Origin of the sequence: Lactobacillus sp. A27 (genome assembly GCF_016742815.1) — a bacterium.
In the GTDB taxonomy this organism is placed as follows: Bacteria; Bacillota; Bacilli; order Lactobacillales; family Lactobacillaceae; genus Lactobacillus; species Lactobacillus gallinarum.
On the sequence record NZ_JAEHNT010000016.1, the window covers coordinates 1 to 17,601 of the forward strand.

Genomic DNA, 17,601 nt, shown 5'->3' on the forward strand with positions numbered 1-17,601 from the left:
CGATAAATTTCTATTTTTTGTTCTTTATTAAATTTAGACATAGTAAAAGACCTAAAAGTGTCTCACTTTTAGGTCTCACTTCATTCATGTCCTAGATCATTTTTTATATTTGATAAATCAAATTTTTAATTGCTTCGTCACCGAATTTTTTATTTTGATTAATTAAAATTCCTGCACATGCTTCACTATCACTTAGAGCATTGTGATGGTGCCATAGTTCTACATCTAAAGCATCTGAAACTGTATCTAACTTATGATTAGGTAGTTCAGGCTCAAATAACTTGCTTGTAGCTAAAGTATCGATGACCAAATAATGAGGTTCTTCGATGTTATAACGAGCTAGGCTTTGACGCATCACGTTGGTATCAAATCTAGCATTATGAGCAGCGACTAACATACCTGGTTGATATAACCCCTTTATTTTTGGCCAAACCTCAGCCATGGTCGGTGCATTTTTGACATCATCGGCAGTAATTTGATGTACTTGAATATTGCGAGCATCAAAAGACATTTGCGGATTAATCACTGTGTAAAAACGATCTACAATCTTATTGTCTCTAACCATTACTAAAGCTAAAGAACAAGCACTTTCAGGAAAATGATTAGCTGTTTCAAAATCCATTGCAATAAAATTCATAATTTTCTCCTTTGAAAATAAAGTATCACATTATTATGGGTGAAGCTAGGCTCTATATGATGTAAAATAAAACAAGAAACTATAAGGAGGCAAAATTGTGGAATTACTTGATCTGAAAAAACAAGGAATTAATATTAAAGAGCAAATTCCATTAAGTAGATATACTTTTACTAAAACTGGTGGGGAAGCGGAATACTTAGCCTTTCCTAAGAGCACTGATGAAGTAGAAAAATTAGTGAAAGTTACTCGTGAAAATAAGATTCCATTAACGATTATTGGTAATGCCTCAAACCTGATTATTCGCGATGGCGGAATAGATGGTTTAGTTATTATTTTAACGGATTTAAAAGAAATAAAAGTAAAAGATAATAAAGTAACAGCTGATGCAGGCGCAAAAATTGTTGATACTGCTTTTACAGCAGCCCATCATGGACTAAGCGGCATGGAATTTGCTGCAGGAATTCCAGGTAGTATAGGCGGTGGCGTATTTATGAATGCCGGGGCCTATGGCGGTGAAATGCAAGAAGTAGTAGAAAGTGTCAATGTTTTAACAAGAGCCGGAGAATTTAAGACTTATTCCAATAAAGAAATGGAATTCAGTTATCGTCATTCTTTAGTGCAGGATAATGGTGACATCGTACTTAGCGCTACCTTCTCATTAACTCCAGGAGATAGGTTGGAAATCTTAGATCATATGCATTATTTAAATGCATTGCGTCGCTATAAGCAACCGCTTGAGTATCCTTCATGTGGTAGTGTATTTAAACGACCAACAGGTCACTTCGTAGGGCCAATGATTATTAAAGCAGGTTTGCAAGGTAAACAAGTTGGTGGTGCTCAAGATTCAACCAAACACGCTGGCTTTATTGTTAATAAGGGCGGAGCTACTGCCACAGATTATCTTAATTTGATTCATTTGATTCAAAAAGTAATCAAAGAAAAATATGATATTGATTTACATACGGAAGTAAGAATCATCGGTAAAGAAAAATAGAATAGATTAACTAAAACAAACTACAGGCTATCAAACTTGTAGCTGTTTTCATGTGGGGATGGAAATGGATATTATTAAGTTAAAGCACATTACTAAGCAATATGATGATGGTTTCGTTGCGCTTAAGGATATTAATTTAACAATTGAATCGGGAAAATTTTATTCTTTGCTTGGCCCAAGTGGATCTGGTAAATCAACTATTTTGCGTATTATTGCTGGCTTTTCACAACCAAGTAGTGGGCAAGTCTTTTTCGATGGAAAAGACATTACAGATTTAGATGCAGCTAAGCGACATATTAATACTGTCTTTCAGAATTATGCACTTTTTCCGCATTTAAATGTCTTTGAAAATGTTGCTTTTGGTCTAAAGATTAAAAAGCAACCGATGGATAAAATTAAGCCCGCTGTTAAAGAGGCCCTCCATATGGTGCGCCTGGATGGGTATGCTAATCGTGAGATTTCTGAACTTAGTGGTGGTCAACAACAGCGTGTCGCAATTGCCCGGGCAATTGTTAATGAACCAAAAGTGTTGCTACTTGATGAATCGCTGTCGGCTCTTGATAAGCGTTTGCGTAAAGACATGCAATTTGAATTGAGAGCTATTCAAAAGAAGCTTGGGATTACTTTTATTTTTGTTACTCATGATCAAGAGGAAGCTCTTTCGATGAGTGACGAAATTTTTGTTTTAAACGATGGCATGATCCAACAAAGCGGTAGTCCTGTTGCGATCTACGATGAACCGGTTAATGATTTTGTTGCGCGTTTTATTGGCGATTCTAATATCTTATCAGGACGAATGATTAAAGATTATGAAGTTGAATTTGCTAATAATAAGTTTAAATGTGCGGATGGTGGGATTAAACCAAACGAAAAGGTTGAAGTGGTAATTCGGCCTGAAGATTTGGATATTGTTGCACCTGAAAAAGGCAATATTGTAGTTACTGCGCAAACACAATTATTTTTAGGTGATCACTTTGAGATCAAAGCTGTAGATGCTAATGAAAATGAGTGGCTAATTCATTCAACTAATGGAGTGAAATTGGGTGAACGCGTGGGCTTGTTCTTTGATCCCGAAGATATTCACGTTATGCGGCTTAATGAAAGTCAGGAAGACTTTGATGCGCGGATAGAGAAGTATGAGGGGGATGAAAATGAAAACTAAAAAAGCTTTCTTTTTAGTCCCATATTTGGCTTGGATTATTTTATTTGTCATTTTGCCAATTTTGCTTATTTTATGGTATTCGTTCACAGATAGTAGTCATAGCTTTACTTTAAGTAATTACGTTACATTTTTTAAGAACGGTACTTTTCTTAAAATGATGATTAATTCGTTTTGGTATGCCTTTTTAATTACTTTAATTACACTACTGATTTCGTATCCTGCGGCTTATTTTTTAACCAAGATGAAAAATCAACAGTTATGGCTTTTGTTAATTATTTTGCCAACTTGGATTAATTTATTATTGAAAGCATATGCTTTTATTGGGATTTTGGGTAATAACGGTCTAGTAAATAAGTTTTTGCACTTGTTTGGCATCGGCCCCGTAAATATTTTATTTACCGACTTCGCTTTTATTTTTGTTGCAACTTACATTGAAATTCCATTCATGATTTTGCCAATTTTTAATGCAATTAAAGAAATCTCGCCAGCGGTAATCCAAGCATCAGAAGATCTGGGAGCAAGCAAGTGGCAAACATTTCGCTATGTATTATGGCCATTGTCCCGTCCTGGAGTTGAAAGTGGTGTGCAAGCGATCTTTATTCCATCGTTATCACTATTTATGTTGACGCGTTTAATTGGTGGTAACAAAGTTATAACTTTAGGTACCGCAATCGAAGAGTATTTCATGACAACCATGAATTGGAACATGGGTGCCACGATTGGTGTGGTTTTGATCGTATTGATGATATTGGTAATGCTTCTTACCAATAAGAAGACTAAGAGAAAGAAGGTTAATCTATGAGAAACAAGCATTTAATAGCTAGAATCTATCTTTCTTTCACATTGGTTTTATTATATGTGCCTATTTTTTATTTGATTTATTTCTCTTTTTCAAGTGGAAAAAATATGAATAAGTTTGAGCATTTTACTTTTGCTCATTATCAAACTTTATTTCAAGATAATCGTTTACTAGCAATATTTTTAGAGACGATTTTATTGGCACTTCTCTCTAGTTTAATTGCGACGATTATTGGTACTTTTGGTGCGATTGCGATTAGTGCCATGAAAAAAGAAGCACATAAAAATACTACTTTAGCATTAAATAATGTATTGATGGTTTCACCTGACGTGATTATTGGTGCTAGTTTTTTGATTTTCTTTACTGCATTAGGAATAGGATTAAATTTCGGCTCCGTTTTACTTAGTCACATTGCTTTTTCTATTCCAATCGTAGTTTTGATGGTCTTGCCGCGACTTAACGAAATGGACTACTCTCTGATTGATGCCGCACGAGATTTAGGTGCTAATTCATGGCAAGTGTTTAGTCACGTATTGATTCCGACGATCATGCCGGGCATTTTTTCCGGTTTATTCATGGCATTAACATATTCACTAGATGATTTTGCCGTGACATTTTTTGTTACTGGAAATGGCTTTTCAACTTTGTCTGTAGAAATCTATTCAAGAGCACGTCAAGGGATTGATCTAGAAGTTAATGCCTTAAGTACAGTGATGTTTTTGTTCGTCTTACTTTTAGTAGGAATATATTACTTTATTACCACTAAAAAGAGCAGACGCAAGAATCATAGGGTAATAGGAGGATTGGTCAAATGAAAAAAATCATCATTGCCATTGGAGCAATTCTTCTAGCATGTTTAGGACTTGCGTTTTGGGCTCATCAATTAGAAAAGCCGGCTGCTGCAGGTAACGGACAAAACTTAATCATTTACAATTGGGGCGATTATTTAGATCCGCAATTAGTAAAAAAGTTTGAAAAGCAGACTGGTTATCATGTGGTATATGAAACCTTTGATTCTAATGAAGCAATGTATACCAAGATTAAGCAGGGAGGAACAGCTTACGATCTAACTATTCCTTCTGAATATATGGTTACCAAAATGCGCAAGGCTCATTTACTAGATCAACTGGATAAAAAAGAAATCCCTAATATGAAATATATCGGCAAGAGTTTTTTGCACAAATCTTTTGATCAAAACAATGATTACTCAGTCCCTTATTTCTGGGGAACGTTGGGAATTGTTTATAATGATAAATTTGTCAAAAAAGGTGCCATTAAAAATTGGAATGATCTTTGGTCTAAAAAATATCGCAATCAGATCTTATTAGTGGATTCTGCTAGGGATGCGATGGGAATATCTTTAGTTTCATTAGGCTATTCTATGAATACTACGAGCAGTTTAAGATTACGTCTAGCGCAAACAAAGCTAGATAGTTTAGGTACTAATATTAAAGCGATTATATCTGATGAGATGAAGATGTATATGATTCAAAATGAAGCCGCTATTGGGGTAACCTGGTCAGGGGAAGCACATGAAATGATGGAAAATAATCCACATCTACACTATATTGTGCCAGAACAAGGCTCCAACTTGTGGTTTGATAACTTTGTCATTCCTAAAACTGCCAAAAATAAAAAAGCGGCTCTTCAATTTATCAATTTTATGCTTAAACCTGAAAATGCGGCACAAAATGCGGAATATGTAGGATATGCAACGCCAAATATTAAGGCGCAGCATTTGTTGCCAAAGAGAGTAAGAGAAGATAAGCAATTTTATCCTGATGAAAAAACGCTGCGAAACTTGCAAGTCTTTAAAGATTTAGGTCCTAAGAAGACGCAAGAATATAATGACCTGTTTTTAGAATTTAAGATGTATGCCCGCTAAAAGTGGATATGTTTTTTACAGCTGGTCAGTTATAATCAAGATAGAAAGGAGTCGTAAATGCATTTTAATTTCTCTAACTTATTTACATGGAATAATTTTTCGATTGCTCTCGATATTTTAATCATTTGGTATTTAGTTTATCGCTTGATTATGCTAATTCGGGGTACCAAAGCAGTGCAATTAGCCAAAGGGATAGTTTTTATCTTTATTGTGAGAATTATCGCTGGTTTATTACAATTGCATGCCGTAACGTATATAGTCGATCAAATTGTATCCTGGGCAGTAATTGGAATTATTGTAATATTCCAACCAGAAATTAGACGTGGACTAGAAAGATTAGGTCGGACACCAATTTTTAGTGGGCGTGGTGAAAGTGCTCATGCTAAGTCTGTGAAGATGGTGCAAGAATTGGACAAGGCTATTCAGTATATGTCTAAAAGACGTATCGGTGCATTGATTACTATCCAGCAGGATACGGGTTTGGATGATTATATTGAAACTGGGATTAAGCTTGATGCTGACATTACCGGTGAATTATTAATCAATATTTTCATTCCTAATACGCCACTTCATGACGGTGCGGTTATTATTAATAATAACCGAATTGCAGTAGCAGCAGCTTATTTGCCCTTATCTGATAGCAGCATGATTCCGAAAAGATTGGGAACTAGACACCGTGCAGCCGTCGGAATTTCTGAAGTTACAGATGCTGTGACAATTGTAGTATCAGAAGAAACCGGTGGCGTTACAATTACTAAAAATGGACGCTTCTTACTAGATTTAACTAGAGAAGAGTATCTTAAATATCTTAATGCGCAACTGGTACCTAAAGAAGAAAAGAAAATTCCTTGGATTCGTCGAGTAATTAACAAAGTTTGGAAATGGGGTGCGGGCCGATGAAAGATTTTTGGGATAAACGTTGGTTTATCAGAGTGGTCTCGCTATTATTTGCTATTTTGTTAGTAGTTTATATTGATTCAACCCAAACGGGTTTTGTCACTCAAGGTGAACCAAAGAAAACTCGGCAAACAGCTAGTGAAACTCAGACAATTAGTGTACCCTTGCAAGTATCTGTAGATACTGATAAGTATTACGTAGTTGGCTATCCCGAAAAAGTTAAGATTACTTTAGAGGGATCAAATGCATTGGTGACTTCAACTGTTAATACTCAAAGTTTTAGAGCATATATTGATTTAACTCATAAAAAGACAGGAAAACAAACGGTTAAAGTTCAAGTTACTGGACTCAATAGTCAACTTTCGTATACGATTAACCCGGCTACCGTTAATGTAGACATTGAACGACGAAAATCTAGTACCATGCCAGTGCAAATAGAGTATAATAAAAATGCTGTTGCAGATGGATATGATATTGGAACGGCCAGCGTCGATCCACAAAAAGTTGAAGTCACAGGAGCAAAAGGCGAAGTTAATCAAATTGATCAAATTGTAGCTAAATTAGGTTTGCCTAATGGTATTAATCACTCCTATGAGAGACAAGTGATGTTGGTAGCTGAAGATAATAAGGGGCGTCAGCTAAATGTGGTAATTAATCCATCTACAGTAAGAGCAAGACTTCCTATTTCTTTATCACATAAAAAGTTCAAATTGAATTTGAAACCTAAAAACGAAGATAGTAATAAGGTATATTCGGTGACAGCTAAGAATGATGAAGTTACTCTCTATGGGCAAGAGTCAACATTAGCTAAAATAAAGAAATTGGATGTTGATGTTGATTTGAAGGAGATTCATTCTTCAACAGTGAAGAACTATCCTTTGGTATTGCCTAAGGGTGTTGCTCGAGCTGACCCTTCATATGTACAGATAGTGATTAAAGTGAAGAGCGTAAATAATTAAATTTAGGTAGCAAGAAAGGTTGTTTATTAAATGCTTAAATATTTCGGAACTGATGGTGTTCGTGGCGTAGCTAATCAAGGCTTAACTCCAGAAATGGCTTTTAAATTAGGTCGTGATGGTGGATATGTTTTGACTAAGAACAAAAAGGAAGGCGAACAAGCTAAAGTTTTAGTTTCTCGCGATACTCGTATTTCTGGTCAAATGCTTGAATATGCACTTATTTCAGGTCTTCTTTCAGTTGGTATTGAAGTTCTTGAAGTTGGTGTAATTACTACTCCAGGGCTTTCATACTTAGTTAGAGCACAAGGTGCAGATGCTGGTGTCCAAATTTCAGCATCTCACAACCCTGTTGAAGACAATGGTATTAAGTTCTTTGGTAGCGATGGCTTGAAACTTTCAGACGAAATGGAAGAAGAAATTGAAAAGTTAATTGATGCTAAGGAAGATACTTTACCACGTCCTTCTGCAGAAGGCTTAGGTACTGTTACTGACTTCCATGAAGGTAGTGCTAAGTACTTACAATTTATCGAAAATACTATTCCAGAAGATTTAAGTGGTATTAAAGTAGTAATTGATGGTGCTAATGGTGCTTCAAGTGCTCTTATTTCTAGATTGTTTGCTGACTGTGGCGTAGACTTTACTACTATTTACACTCATCCAAATGGTTTAAACATCAATGATCACTGTGGTGCAACTCATACTGAGAACTTACAAAAAGAAGTTGTTAAGCAAGGTGCACAACTTGGCTTGGCATTTGATGGGGATGCCGATCGTTGTATTGCTGTTGACGAAAACGGTAATGAAGTTGACGGTGACCACATTATGTACGTTATCGGTTCATATTTAGCTGAACATGGACGTCTTAAGAAGGATACTATCGTTACAACTGTAATGAGTAACCTCGGATTTACTAAGGCTCTTGAAAAGGAAGGCTTAAAGAATATCCGTACTCAAGTTGGTGACCGTTACGTTTCTGAAGAAATGCGTGCTCATGGTTACAACCTTGGTGGTGAACAATCAGGTCACATTATTATGAGCGACTATCACAATACTGGTGATGGTATGCTTAGTGGTCTTCATTTAATGCTTGTAATGAAGAAGACTGGCAAGTCACTTAGTGAACTCTTAAAGGACTTCAAGGATTACCCACAATGCTTAGTAAATGTTCCAGTTAAGGATAAGAAGAGCTGGAAAGAACATCAGCCAATTCTTGATGTAATTGCTGAAGTTGAAAAAGATATGAACGGCAATGGTCGTGTACTTGTTCGTCCTTCAGGTACTCAAGATCTTCTTAGAGTAATGGCAGAAGGTCCTACTCAAGAAGAAACTGATGCATACGTTGACCGCATCGTTAAAGTAGTTGAAAAGGAAATGGGTAAGTAATAATTATTTATTCAAACTAAAAGTCGTGAGTTGGCTCACGGCTTTTTGTATAATTAAAAATAGCTTTGTTTTTTAGTCAAGGGAGGAATAAAAATGGCGATAAAATTAATTGCAGTTGATTTGGACGGCACTTTATTATCAAGTAGTAATACAATTTTACCGGAAACGCAAAGAATGCTCAGGGTCGCTTCTGAAAATGGAATAAAAGTAGTACTAGCAACAGGTCGACCACTTTCAGGCGTTTTATCATTTGCAAAGCAATTGGGATTATCAGGTGATGACCAATATGCAATTGTTTTTAATGGAGCGGTTATTCAAACTATTGCTGGTAAAGTATTAATGAGTCAGGAGCTTAATTATCAAGATTTTAACAACATGCTTCGCTTCCAACGTTTAAGTCATGTTAATGTGCACTTTGAGACTACTAAGTATTTCTTGACCTGTGATCACGATTTATCTGTCCAAATGCAAATTAACGCTGCCTTGACTAACAATATTATGAAAGTAAGAGAACGTAAGGATATTCCACAAGATTTTACCTTTAATAAAGTAGGGTTTACTTCGTGGGAAGGCAGTGATCAAGTTGAAAAACTTTGGAATAATTTGCCATCCTGGGCTTTTGACACATATGATATCGTACGTAGTTTTGATAGTATTATCGAGTTAAATGCGTTAGGTGCTTCTAAAGGGAATGCTTTGATGGATTTGGCAAGCAGACTTAAGATTGATCAAAAAGATGTGATGATCTTTGGTGACCAAGGAAACGATATTTCTATGTTTTCGAATCCTAACTTTATGAAAATAGCAATGGGAAATGCGATCAGCACAATTAAAGATAAAGCTGACTATGTGACAGATGATAATGATCACAATGGTATTGCCAAGGCTTTGAAGAAGTTTGTTTTGTAAGGATAAGTAATGATTAAGTTAATTGCAGTTGATATGGATGGCACTCTTTTGCAGTCCAATAATCAAATTGGTGAAGAGACCAAAGAAGTATTAAAAAAAGCAGATCAATTTGGTATAAAAATTGTGCCAGCATCAGGTCGCCCACTTCCAGGTGTAGTTCCGTATATGGAAGATTTGGGAATAATTGGTCAAGATAATTATGCCGTTTTATATAATGGTGGGTTAGTTCAATCTGTTTCTGGAAAAGTTTTAATTAGTCATCAATTTGATTATGCCGAATTTAAGAAAATGCTGAGCATTCAAGAACAAAATCCTGGGATTAATCTTCACTTTATGAGAAAGCATGATTATGTGACTTTAGATCGATTAATTTCTACGCAAATGGCTAAGATGTCGGCGGTTAGTGCTACTCCTTTTGTAGTTAAAGATTTCGCTGAAATACCTCGTGATTTCACGTTTATTAAAGCTGAATTTACTGGAGAAGAAGACAAGCTGGATCGATTAGGTCAGCAATTTACACCAGATTTTAAACAAAATTATAATGTGGCACGAAGCGATCCAAAAATCTGGGAAATTAATAAAAAGGATGCTTCAAAAGGTAATGCAGTGCATGAATTAGCCCAAAAATTAAATATTAACGATAATGAAGTGATGATTTTCGGTGACCAAGGCAATGATATGTCAATGTTTGAAGTTGCCGATTTTAACAAAGTAGCTATGGGTAATGCCATCGATGCAATTAAAGATAAAGCCGATTTTGTTACCAAGTCTAATGACGAAGCTGGAATAGCATATGCAATTAATAAATTGATTTTTGAAAAAGCAGAAAAAAGGTAGATATATGATATGAAAAGTATAGTAAACATACTATTGCGCCTAATCATGGTTGCTTGTACGGTGATTTCCTTTTTCCTACTGTTAACAAGCAATGTTAGTTTAAAAATTAATGATACGCAGGCAATGGGCAAAGAAGTGATTAATCGAGTTGTTCAGGAGTCTGATAATTCTAACTTAAAAATTGGTGTGCAGTTGCTAGAAGATACAGGGCTAGAGCAAACTTTATTAGATCAATTGCCTAAGAAATATCAAATTGAAATGTCTTATGCTGACTTATATCGATTATGTGAAAAGTATAATGAAAAAGGAAAATTATCAACCACAGATTTAGGATTGACTAGTAAAACAAAATTAGAGGAAATAATTAATGAATATCTAGTAAAACAGATTAATAATAAACTGGATGAAAAATCAGAAGAGATTTCTCATGTTATCATTATTTATGAATATTCTATTTTTGGCGTAGGTTTATTATTTTTGTTAGCAGCTATTCTAATTATTTTTGGTCGTGCTTGGGCCTCAATACCGTTGACAATTGCAGCACTAGGATCATTTGTCGTTTTATGGATTTTCTCTAATGAAGTGATGACATCACTTCAAAGCAGAGTTTATAGTGGTATTTTGGTAACTTTGTCCTCTAATATATGGTTAGGGCTAATAATTGCAATAGGTACTGCTATTGGATGGCCATTTATCGTTAGTCTAATGAAAAGGATAAAATAAAAGATGAAAAAGATTTTGTTTATTTGCCATGGTAATATTTGTCGTTCACCTATGGCGGAAGCAATTATGCAACATTTAATTAAAGAAAATGGATTAGAAAATTCATATTTGGCAGAATCTAAAGCTACAACGCAAGATGCATTAGGTAGATCAATTGATACTAGAGCTCAAAGAGAATTAGAGAAGAATAGGATTCCATACGATCGTAGTCATCGAGCAAGTCAAATGACTGCTGCTGATTATGATAAATATGAATATTTGATTTGTATGGATGAAGAAAATTTTGCAGATATGAATCGCATTACAGGTGGGGATCCTCAACATAAGGAACATAAATTACTAGAGTTTGCAGGTTCTTACCAAGATGTGGATGATCCATGGTATACGAATGATTTTGATACTGCGTATAATGAAATTTATAAGGGATGCGACGCATTAGTTAAAAAATTAGCAAATGAAAAGGATGAGTAAAAGCTCATCCTTTTTTCGTACTTATGATTAAACGCACGATATTTTCGGTAGTACGCTCAATATTTTTGGGTCCGTCTTTTAGTGCTTGATGTATATCTTCAGCTTTATCAAGAATGCCGAAGATAGCGGTAAAACCTTCATCATATAGTTGTTCGATCCCTTCACCCAAATAACCTGCTAGTGAAATAGCGGGAATATTATCTTTTTTAGCGATGTGAGCAACACCATAAGGAGTCTTACCAAATTTAGTTTGAAAATCAGTTCCACCTTCACCGGTGAAAACAAAATCTGCACCTTTAATTTTGTCAGCTAAATGAGTTTCGTGAGCGATAAGCTCTACACCATGATGAATTGTGGCATTTGTAAAGGCGAGAAGACCAGCGCCAAGACCGCCCGCAGCTCCACTTCCCGGAATTGTGGCAACGTCTTTTTTGCAGGTTTGTTGAATAAGTGCAGCATAGTGTGATAAGTTTTGATCTAATTTTTTCACTGCCTGAGCATCTGCACCTTTTTGTGGACCGAAGACGGCAGAAGCACCATTTTGTCCGGTAAGCGGATTAGTAACATCACTAGCTATTAAAACTTGAACGTCTTTTAGTCGAGGATTAATGGCAGAAAGATCTATTTTAGCTATTTGGTTTAAATCACCACCACCAAGTTTTTTAGTTATTTCATGATTATTTTGATCAAAAAATTTTACACCAATTGCTTGTGCCATGCCGGCGCCGCCATCATTAGTACTACTGCCGCCTAAACCAATGATAATTTTATTTACGTTATGCTTTAATGCATCATTAATTAATTCACCAGTACCGTAGGTAGTAGTCTTCATAATAGTTTCAGGGGTTCTATTATTTTTGTCAACGTACGTTAGGCCACTAGCTTGTGCCATTTCGATGATTGCAGTTTTTTGATCACCTAAAATGCCATAATAGGCATTAACTTTTTTGCCTAATGGATCAGTCACATTAAGAAAATGTTTTTGACCATTAGTTGCATCAATTAAAGAATCGGTTGTACCTTCACCGCCGTCAGCCATTGGTACAGAAACTACTTCTGCATCGGGAATGGCTTTTTTTATTCCTTTTTTCATTGCCTGACATACTTCTGAAGCTGTCATGCTTTCTTTGAAAGAGTCAGGCGCTAAGACAAATTTCATTTGAATACCTCGCTTTTCATATATTTTAAAATGATTTACCCTTTTTTACAAAGTTCTATTGACACCGCTTACAATTTTGGCTATTATAATAACTGTAAGTGAGCGGATTACTGATACGATCAGGTCTTAGCTACTACGAATAGTTATAGTATACTTAGAGTATATTATTTTCGTAGTAGCTTTTTTGTTTATATCAGGGTGGTGAGGAGTATCAGTGAAATTCCTTAAAACATTTAATAATAGTGCTGCTTTAGCCATGAATGATCAAGGTCAAGAAGAGATTGTTTTAGGCAAGGGCGTGGGATTTGGCCTCAAGAAGGGCGATCCGATAGATGAAAGTAAAATTGAGCGTCGTTTTGTTACTAAAGACGAAGTTGACCAAGTTAAGAGGTTTAACCCCAAGACAATGGAAGTCACTGATAAAATAATCCAGTTGGTTGAGCCGCTGCTTCAGGTTAAGTTTAATGACTTTCAATACCTTGCTTTAGCAGATCACATTGACTTTGCAGCTACCAGGGTTAAGGATCATATCGATATTGATCCAGCCAATAATAATTGGGAAGTTAAAAATTTATACCCCAAAGAATATGTGGTAGCTAAAAAGGTGGTAAAGCTAATTAATCAAAACATGCAAATTGAATTACCTGAAAGTGAATCTATTTTTATGACATATCACTTAGTCAATGCTAAAAGTGATGTGGCACAAGTACAGGAAACTGTTCAGATTACTAATTTGATTAATGGAATTATTGATATTATTCAACTGCAATATTCGATGCAGCTCGATACAAGTTCTTTTAATTACAGTCGCTTTATTTCACATTTGCGTATTCTATTGGTTAGATTTTTAAGAAATAAGCATAAGGATGAGGCACCGCTTGATCCAGCGATGCTTGGTTTCATGAAGATCAAATACAGCAGAGCTTATGAAACCGCAGAACGAATCGCAACTTACTTACAAGCCAAGATGAATTGGACATTAGATACAGATGACAAATTTTACTTGGTTTTACATATTTGGCGAGTAACTAGTCGCCAAGAAAACTAAATATCTAAGTTACTTAGGTATGTTACTAAGAGAATTAGGCATTAACCCAAGTTACTGAAAGACGTTGAGCATGATTTATGTTCTTTAGTTTTTGAGTAGCTTGGGTTTTTATTTTGAGGGGGAAAGACTAATGGCTAAGAATTATGATAATTTGGCCAAAACCATCATTCAAGATGTTGGTGGTAAAGACAATGTCAATAGTGTTGTTCACTGTGCAACACGTTTACGTTTTAAATTAAAGGATGAAAAAAAGGCAAACGATGATGCCTTAAAAGATACTGACGGTGTTGTTACTGTCGTAAAGGCCGGTGGACAATATCAAGTTGTTATCGGTAATGAGGTTGCTGATGTCTACGATGCTGTATTAAAGGAAGGAGGCTTCCCAGGCGGTGGTCAAGTTCCTGATGACGATGTTGCAGATGATAATTCAAGTTTCATTGATAAAGCTGTTGCCTTAATTTCAGGAATCTTTACTGATATCCTAGCACCACTTAGTGCCGGCGGTATTATCAAAGGTTTAGTTGTTTTAGCAGCTGCAATGGGCTGGCTTTCAAAAACTTCTGGTGCATATCAAATTTTATACGCCGTTGGTGATAGTATCTTCTACTTCTTACCAATATTCTTGGGTGTAACTACTGCTAGAAGATTCCACATGAATCAATTTATTGGTTTAGCCATTGGTGCTGTATTAACTTACCCAACGATGGTTGGTTTAGCTTCAAGTAAAACAGTATTAGGTACTTTGTTCCAAGGTACGCCATTTGCTTCTGAAATTCATACAACTTTCTTTGGCATTCCAGTGGTTACTATGAACTATACTTCAACTGTTTTGCCAGTTATCTTTGCTGTTTGGTTTGGTTCCGTTATCGAACACTGGGCAAAGAAATGGATTCCAACGGTTGTGCAAATGTTCCTTGTACCTGCGCTTACTATTATTATTACTTTACCAGTTGCATTTATTGTTATCGGTCCTGTAATGACTTGGGTTGGTGATGCCATTGGTGCAGTCATGGCCGGTATCTACAACTTTAGTCCAATTGTTGCCGGTGTGGTTGTTGGTGCATTGTGGCAAGTACTTGTTATCTTCGGTGTTCACTGGGGCTTGGTTGCTGTATCAACAACTAATATTGCAGCTTTAGGCTATGATCCAATTTTGGCTCTTACTTGTATGGTTTGTTACGCACAGATTGGTGTTGTATTGGCAATTATTAAACAAACTAAGGACAAGAAGTTAAAAGATACAGCAATTGGTGCCTTCTTCTCAGGACTCTTCGGTGTTACTGAACCAGCAATTTATGGTGTAACTTTACCAAGAAAAACTGCATTTGTTTTAAGTTGTATTGGTGGTGCCATTTCTGGTGCAATTATGGGTATCTTCCATTCAGTACTTTACATGATGCCTTCAATGGGATTCTTTGCAATTCCTGCCTACATTAATCCAAAAGGTGGTTCAATGATCCCAGTTATTGGTGTTATTGTATCCGCAGTCGTAGCATTTATCGTTGGTTTTATTTTGCAATTAATCTTCGGTAAGAAATCAGTTGATGCTGAATACAACAAGAAACAAGCTCAAAAGGTTGCTGAAGCAGCTAACGAAGCAACAGAAGTTGCTAATAATCCAATTGTTGCTGCAAGTGAAAATGAAGAAAAATTAAATCCATCTACAAAATTAGTTTCACCATTAAACGGTGACGTAAAACCTTTATCAGAAATTAAAGACGAAGTATTCTCAAGTGGTGCCATGGGTCAAGGTGTAGCTATTGAACCAAACGAAGGTGTTCTTCACGCCCCAGCTGATGGTAAGATTGCTCTTGTTTTCCCAACTGGTCACGCTGTTGGAATTAACACTACTGACGGTGCAGAAGTTTTGATGCACATCGGTATGGATACAGTTAACTTACAAGGAAAAGGCTTTAAGACTCTTGTACAAAAAGGCCAAGAAGTTAAGGCTGGCGATCCATTAGTTGAATTTAATATTAAAGATATCAAGGCGGCTGGTTATGAAGTAACTACTCCAGTTGTAGTAACCAATTCAAAGAAATATGAAAGTGTTAACCAAGTTGCTAACGGTGCAGTTAAAGTTGGTCAAGAAATCTTATCTTTGCAAGGTGAAGATGAAGGAGCTAAAGTATCTGGTCAAGTTCAAATTAATTAGGCTATAATGAACTGTAACTGCTTACAATAATAGAAAGAGAGATAAAGATGTCATTTCCAAAGAATTTTTTATGGGGTGGTGCTACCGCTGCTAACCAAATTGAAGGTGCATATGATGTTGATGGTAAGGGTTTATCAGTAACTGATATAACAACTGCCGGTAGTCTTGATGCACCAAGAATGTTGACTTATAAGTTGAATGGTAAGTTAGAAAAAACACTAGCTATGCCAGGTGCGGGGTTGCCTGAAGGAGCTGTTGGTGCGATTGATCCTGATAGTTATTACCCTAACCATGTAGCGATTGATTTTTACCACCACTATAAGGAAGACATTAAGATGTTTGCTGACATGGGTTTTAAAGCTTTCCGTCTTTCAATTGCTTGGACTAGAATTTTCCCAAAGGGCGATGAAGAAAAGCCAAATCAAGCTGGACTTGATTTTTATCGTAATGTCTTTGAAGAATGTAAAAAGTATGGCATTGAACCATTAGTTACTATTTCTCACTATGAAGATCCACTTTACCTCAGTGAAAAGTACCATGACTGGGGCGATCGTAAGATGATCGACATGTACGTTAAATATGCCAAGACTTTGTTTAATGAATACAAGGGATTGGTTAAGTACTGGTTAACTTTCAACGAAATTAATACTACTTTATTAATGCTTAACTCATTCGGAAATAAAGTAGATGATGATAAGGTTTACCAACACGCATATCAAAAGTTGCACTATCAATTTGTAGCAAGTGCTCGTGCAGTTAAGCTGGCTCACGAAATTGATCCAAACTATGTAATAGGTAACATGATTTGTGGTATCGTTGATTATCCACTTACTCCAGATCCAAAGGATATTTTGCTTAACCGTCATATGTGGGAACAAGATATCTTCTATTGTGGGGATGCACAATGTAAGGGTAAGTATCCAACGTTCGCTAAGCGTCTTTGGAAGGAACATAACGTACATCTTGATATTACTGAACAAGACAAGAAAGATATGCTTGAAGGTACTGTCGATATGTACACCTTCTCTTACTACATGAGTAATGTGGTGACTACGCACAAGATTGAAGATAAAGTTGGTGGTAACTTCGCAGCCGGTGCTAAGAACCCATACCTTAAGTATTCTGAATGGGGCTGGGCAACTGATCCAGATGGTTTGCAATATTACCTCGAAGTAATGTACGATCGTTACGAATTGCCATTGATGGTTGTAGAAAATGGTCTTGGCGCTGTTGATAAGATTAGCGATGACGGCAAGATTCATGATGATTACAGAATCGACTACTTGAGAATGCATATTGAAGCCATGAATCGTGCGATCGAAGATGGCGTTGATGTTCGTGCTTACACTACTTGGGGCTGTATCGATGAAGTCTCAGCTGGTACTGGTCAAATGTCTAAGCGTTACGGCTTTATCTATGTTGATCGTGATGATAACGGTGAAGGAACTTTAAAGAGAATGCCTAAGGATTCCTTTGATTGGTATAAGAAGGTTATTGCTTCAAACGGTGAAGATTTAGGCTAATTGCATAAAATATGGGTATAAGAAAGAGAGATGATTTGCTCATCTCTCTTTTTGTATATA

17 protein-coding genes are annotated in these 17,601 nt (G+C 36.1%); 15 read left to right on the forward strand and 2 right to left on the reverse strand.

Annotated elements, in window-relative coordinates; genetic code table 11:
• Positions 1–103 precede the first annotated feature (103 nt).
• Complete coding sequence (locus tag JEM49_RS03135; RefSeq protein WP_012211636.1) at positions 104–637, reverse strand: 3'-5' exonuclease; 534 nt, start codon at positions 635–637, stop codon at positions 104–106.
• A gap of 97 nt (positions 638–734) precedes the next feature.
• Between JEM49_RS03135 and murB the strand changes: the two genes are divergently transcribed.
• The 12 genes from murB to JEM49_RS03195 all read left to right on the forward strand — a co-directional run bounded on the left by murB (position 735) and on the right by JEM49_RS03195 (position 11,656).
• Positions 735–1,631 carry a UDP-N-acetylmuramate dehydrogenase gene (gene murB, locus JEM49_RS03140; RefSeq protein WP_025005139.1) on the forward strand — a complete coding sequence of 299 codons (897 nt, stop codon included), beginning with the start codon at positions 735–737 and terminating at the stop codon, positions 1,629–1,631.
• Between the two features lie 64 nt (positions 1,632–1,695).
• Positions 1,696–2,793 (forward strand): ABC transporter ATP-binding protein, encoded by a 1,098-nt coding sequence (locus JEM49_RS03145; protein WP_014919107.1) that lies wholly within the window; start codon positions 1,696–1,698, stop codon positions 2,791–2,793.
• Positions 2,783–3,595, forward strand: a complete 813-nt coding sequence (locus JEM49_RS03150) for an ABC transporter permease (protein WP_025005137.1) — start codon at positions 2,783–2,785, stop codon at positions 3,593–3,595. The genes JEM49_RS03145 and JEM49_RS03150 overlap by 11 nt, the downstream gene beginning before the upstream one ends.
• Positions 3,592–4,407, forward strand: a complete 816-nt coding sequence (locus JEM49_RS03155; RefSeq protein ID WP_025005136.1) for an ABC transporter permease — start codon at positions 3,592–3,594, stop codon at positions 4,405–4,407. Before JEM49_RS03150 ends, JEM49_RS03155 begins: the two co-directional genes overlap by 4 nt.
• A complete protein-coding gene (locus JEM49_RS03160) occupies positions 4,404–5,477 on the forward strand; it encodes an ABC transporter substrate-binding protein (protein ID WP_201873638.1) in 1,074 nt (357 codons plus the stop codon). The genes JEM49_RS03155 and JEM49_RS03160 overlap by 4 nt, the downstream gene beginning before the upstream one ends.
• 57 nt (positions 5,478–5,534) lie before the next feature.
• Positions 5,535–6,377: a diadenylate cyclase CdaA gene (gene cdaA / locus JEM49_RS03165; RefSeq protein WP_025005134.1), complete on the forward strand. Its 843-nt coding sequence runs from the start codon at positions 5,535–5,537 to the stop codon at positions 6,375–6,377.
• Positions 6,374–7,333 carry a CdaR family protein gene (locus JEM49_RS03170; RefSeq protein ID WP_201873640.1) on the forward strand — a complete coding sequence of 320 codons (960 nt, stop codon included), beginning with the start codon at positions 6,374–6,376 and terminating at the stop codon, positions 7,331–7,333. Before cdaA ends, JEM49_RS03170 begins: the two co-directional genes overlap by 4 nt.
• A gap of 30 nt (positions 7,334–7,363) precedes the next feature.
• The gene (gene glmM, locus JEM49_RS03175; protein WP_025005132.1) at positions 7,364–8,716 is read left to right on the forward strand and encodes a phosphoglucosamine mutase; all 1,353 of its coding nucleotides are present in this window, start codon (positions 7,364–7,366) and stop codon (positions 8,714–8,716) included.
• Positions 8,717–8,809: 93 nt separating this feature from the next.
• The gene (locus JEM49_RS03180; RefSeq protein ID WP_025005131.1) at positions 8,810–9,625 is read left to right on the forward strand and encodes a Cof-type HAD-IIB family hydrolase; all 816 of its coding nucleotides are present in this window, start codon (positions 8,810–8,812) and stop codon (positions 9,623–9,625) included.
• Positions 9,626–9,634: 9 nt separating this feature from the next.
• Positions 9,635–10,462, forward strand: a complete 828-nt coding sequence (locus JEM49_RS03185) for a Cof-type HAD-IIB family hydrolase (RefSeq protein WP_025005130.1) — start codon at positions 9,635–9,637, stop codon at positions 10,460–10,462.
• Positions 10,463–10,471: 9 nt separating this feature from the next.
• Positions 10,472–11,185: a hypothetical protein gene (locus JEM49_RS03190; protein ID WP_098044051.1), complete on the forward strand. Its 714-nt coding sequence runs from the start codon at positions 10,472–10,474 to the stop codon at positions 11,183–11,185.
• Positions 11,186–11,188: 3 nt separating this feature from the next.
• Positions 11,189–11,656: a low molecular weight protein-tyrosine-phosphatase gene (locus JEM49_RS03195; protein ID WP_025005128.1), complete on the forward strand. Its 468-nt coding sequence runs from the start codon at positions 11,189–11,191 to the stop codon at positions 11,654–11,656.
• Between the two features lie 4 nt (positions 11,657–11,660).
• Here the strand turns inward: JEM49_RS03195 and JEM49_RS03200 are convergent, their stop codons facing one another.
• Positions 11,661–12,815 carry a glycerate kinase family protein gene (locus JEM49_RS03200; protein ID WP_201873641.1) on the reverse strand — a complete coding sequence of 385 codons (1,155 nt, stop codon included), beginning with the start codon at positions 12,813–12,815 and terminating at the stop codon, positions 11,661–11,663.
• Positions 12,816–13,029: 214 nt separating this feature from the next.
• On the opposite strand from JEM49_RS03200, the gene JEM49_RS03205 reads away from it, so the two are divergent.
• The 3 genes from JEM49_RS03205 (at position 13,030) to JEM49_RS03215 (ending at position 17,541) form a co-directional block, all read left to right on the forward strand.
• Positions 13,030–13,863: a PRD domain-containing protein gene (locus JEM49_RS03205; protein WP_025005127.1), complete on the forward strand. Its 834-nt coding sequence runs from the start codon at positions 13,030–13,032 to the stop codon at positions 13,861–13,863.
• A 130-nt stretch (positions 13,864–13,993) separates the two neighbouring features.
• On the forward strand, positions 13,994–16,018 hold the full coding sequence (locus tag JEM49_RS03210; protein ID WP_201873643.1) for a beta-glucoside-specific PTS transporter subunit IIABC: 2,025 nt from the start codon (positions 13,994–13,996) through the stop codon (positions 16,016–16,018).
• Between the two features lie 47 nt (positions 16,019–16,065).
• Positions 16,066–17,541 carry a glycoside hydrolase family 1 protein gene (locus JEM49_RS03215; protein ID WP_201873644.1) on the forward strand — a complete coding sequence of 492 codons (1,476 nt, stop codon included), beginning with the start codon at positions 16,066–16,068 and terminating at the stop codon, positions 17,539–17,541.
• Positions 17,542–17,601: the final 60 nt, after the last annotated feature.

Bases quoted from the DNA above. Each gene is read 5' to 3' on its own strand.
- JEM49_RS03135 (WP_012211636.1), bottom strand. From the start codon at position 637: ATGAATTTTATTGCAATGGATTTTGAAACAGCTAATCATTTTCCTGAA.
- JEM49_RS03145 (WP_014919107.1), top strand. From the start codon at position 1,696: ATGGATATTATTAAGTTAAAGCACATTACTAAGCAATATGATGATGGT.
- JEM49_RS03150 (WP_025005137.1), top strand. From the start codon at position 2,783: ATGAAAACTAAAAAAGCTTTCTTTTTAGTCCCATATTTGGCTTGGATT.
- JEM49_RS03155 (WP_025005136.1), top strand. From the start codon at position 3,592: ATGAGAAACAAGCATTTAATAGCTAGAATCTATCTTTCTTTCACATTG.
- JEM49_RS03160 (WP_201873638.1), top strand. From the start codon at position 4,404: ATGAAAAAAATCATCATTGCCATTGGAGCAATTCTTCTAGCATGTTTA.
- cdaA (WP_025005134.1), top strand. From the start codon at position 5,535: ATGCATTTTAATTTCTCTAACTTATTTACATGGAATAATTTTTCGATT.
- JEM49_RS03170 (WP_201873640.1), top strand. From the start codon at position 6,374: ATGAAAGATTTTTGGGATAAACGTTGGTTTATCAGAGTGGTCTCGCTA.
- glmM (WP_025005132.1), top strand. From the start codon at position 7,364: ATGCTTAAATATTTCGGAACTGATGGTGTTCGTGGCGTAGCTAATCAA.
- JEM49_RS03180 (WP_025005131.1), top strand. From the start codon at position 8,810: ATGGCGATAAAATTAATTGCAGTTGATTTGGACGGCACTTTATTATCA.
- JEM49_RS03185 (WP_025005130.1), top strand. From the start codon at position 9,635: ATGATTAAGTTAATTGCAGTTGATATGGATGGCACTCTTTTGCAGTCC.
- JEM49_RS03190 (WP_098044051.1), top strand. From the start codon at position 10,472: ATGAAAAGTATAGTAAACATACTATTGCGCCTAATCATGGTTGCTTGT.
- JEM49_RS03195 (WP_025005128.1), top strand. From the start codon at position 11,189: ATGAAAAAGATTTTGTTTATTTGCCATGGTAATATTTGTCGTTCACCT.
- JEM49_RS03200 (WP_201873641.1), bottom strand. From the start codon at position 12,815: ATGAAATTTGTCTTAGCGCCTGACTCTTTCAAAGAAAGCATGACAGCT.
- JEM49_RS03210 (WP_201873643.1), top strand. From the start codon at position 13,994: ATGGCTAAGAATTATGATAATTTGGCCAAAACCATCATTCAAGATGTT.
- JEM49_RS03215 (WP_201873644.1), top strand. From the start codon at position 16,066: ATGTCATTTCCAAAGAATTTTTTATGGGGTGGTGCTACCGCTGCTAAC.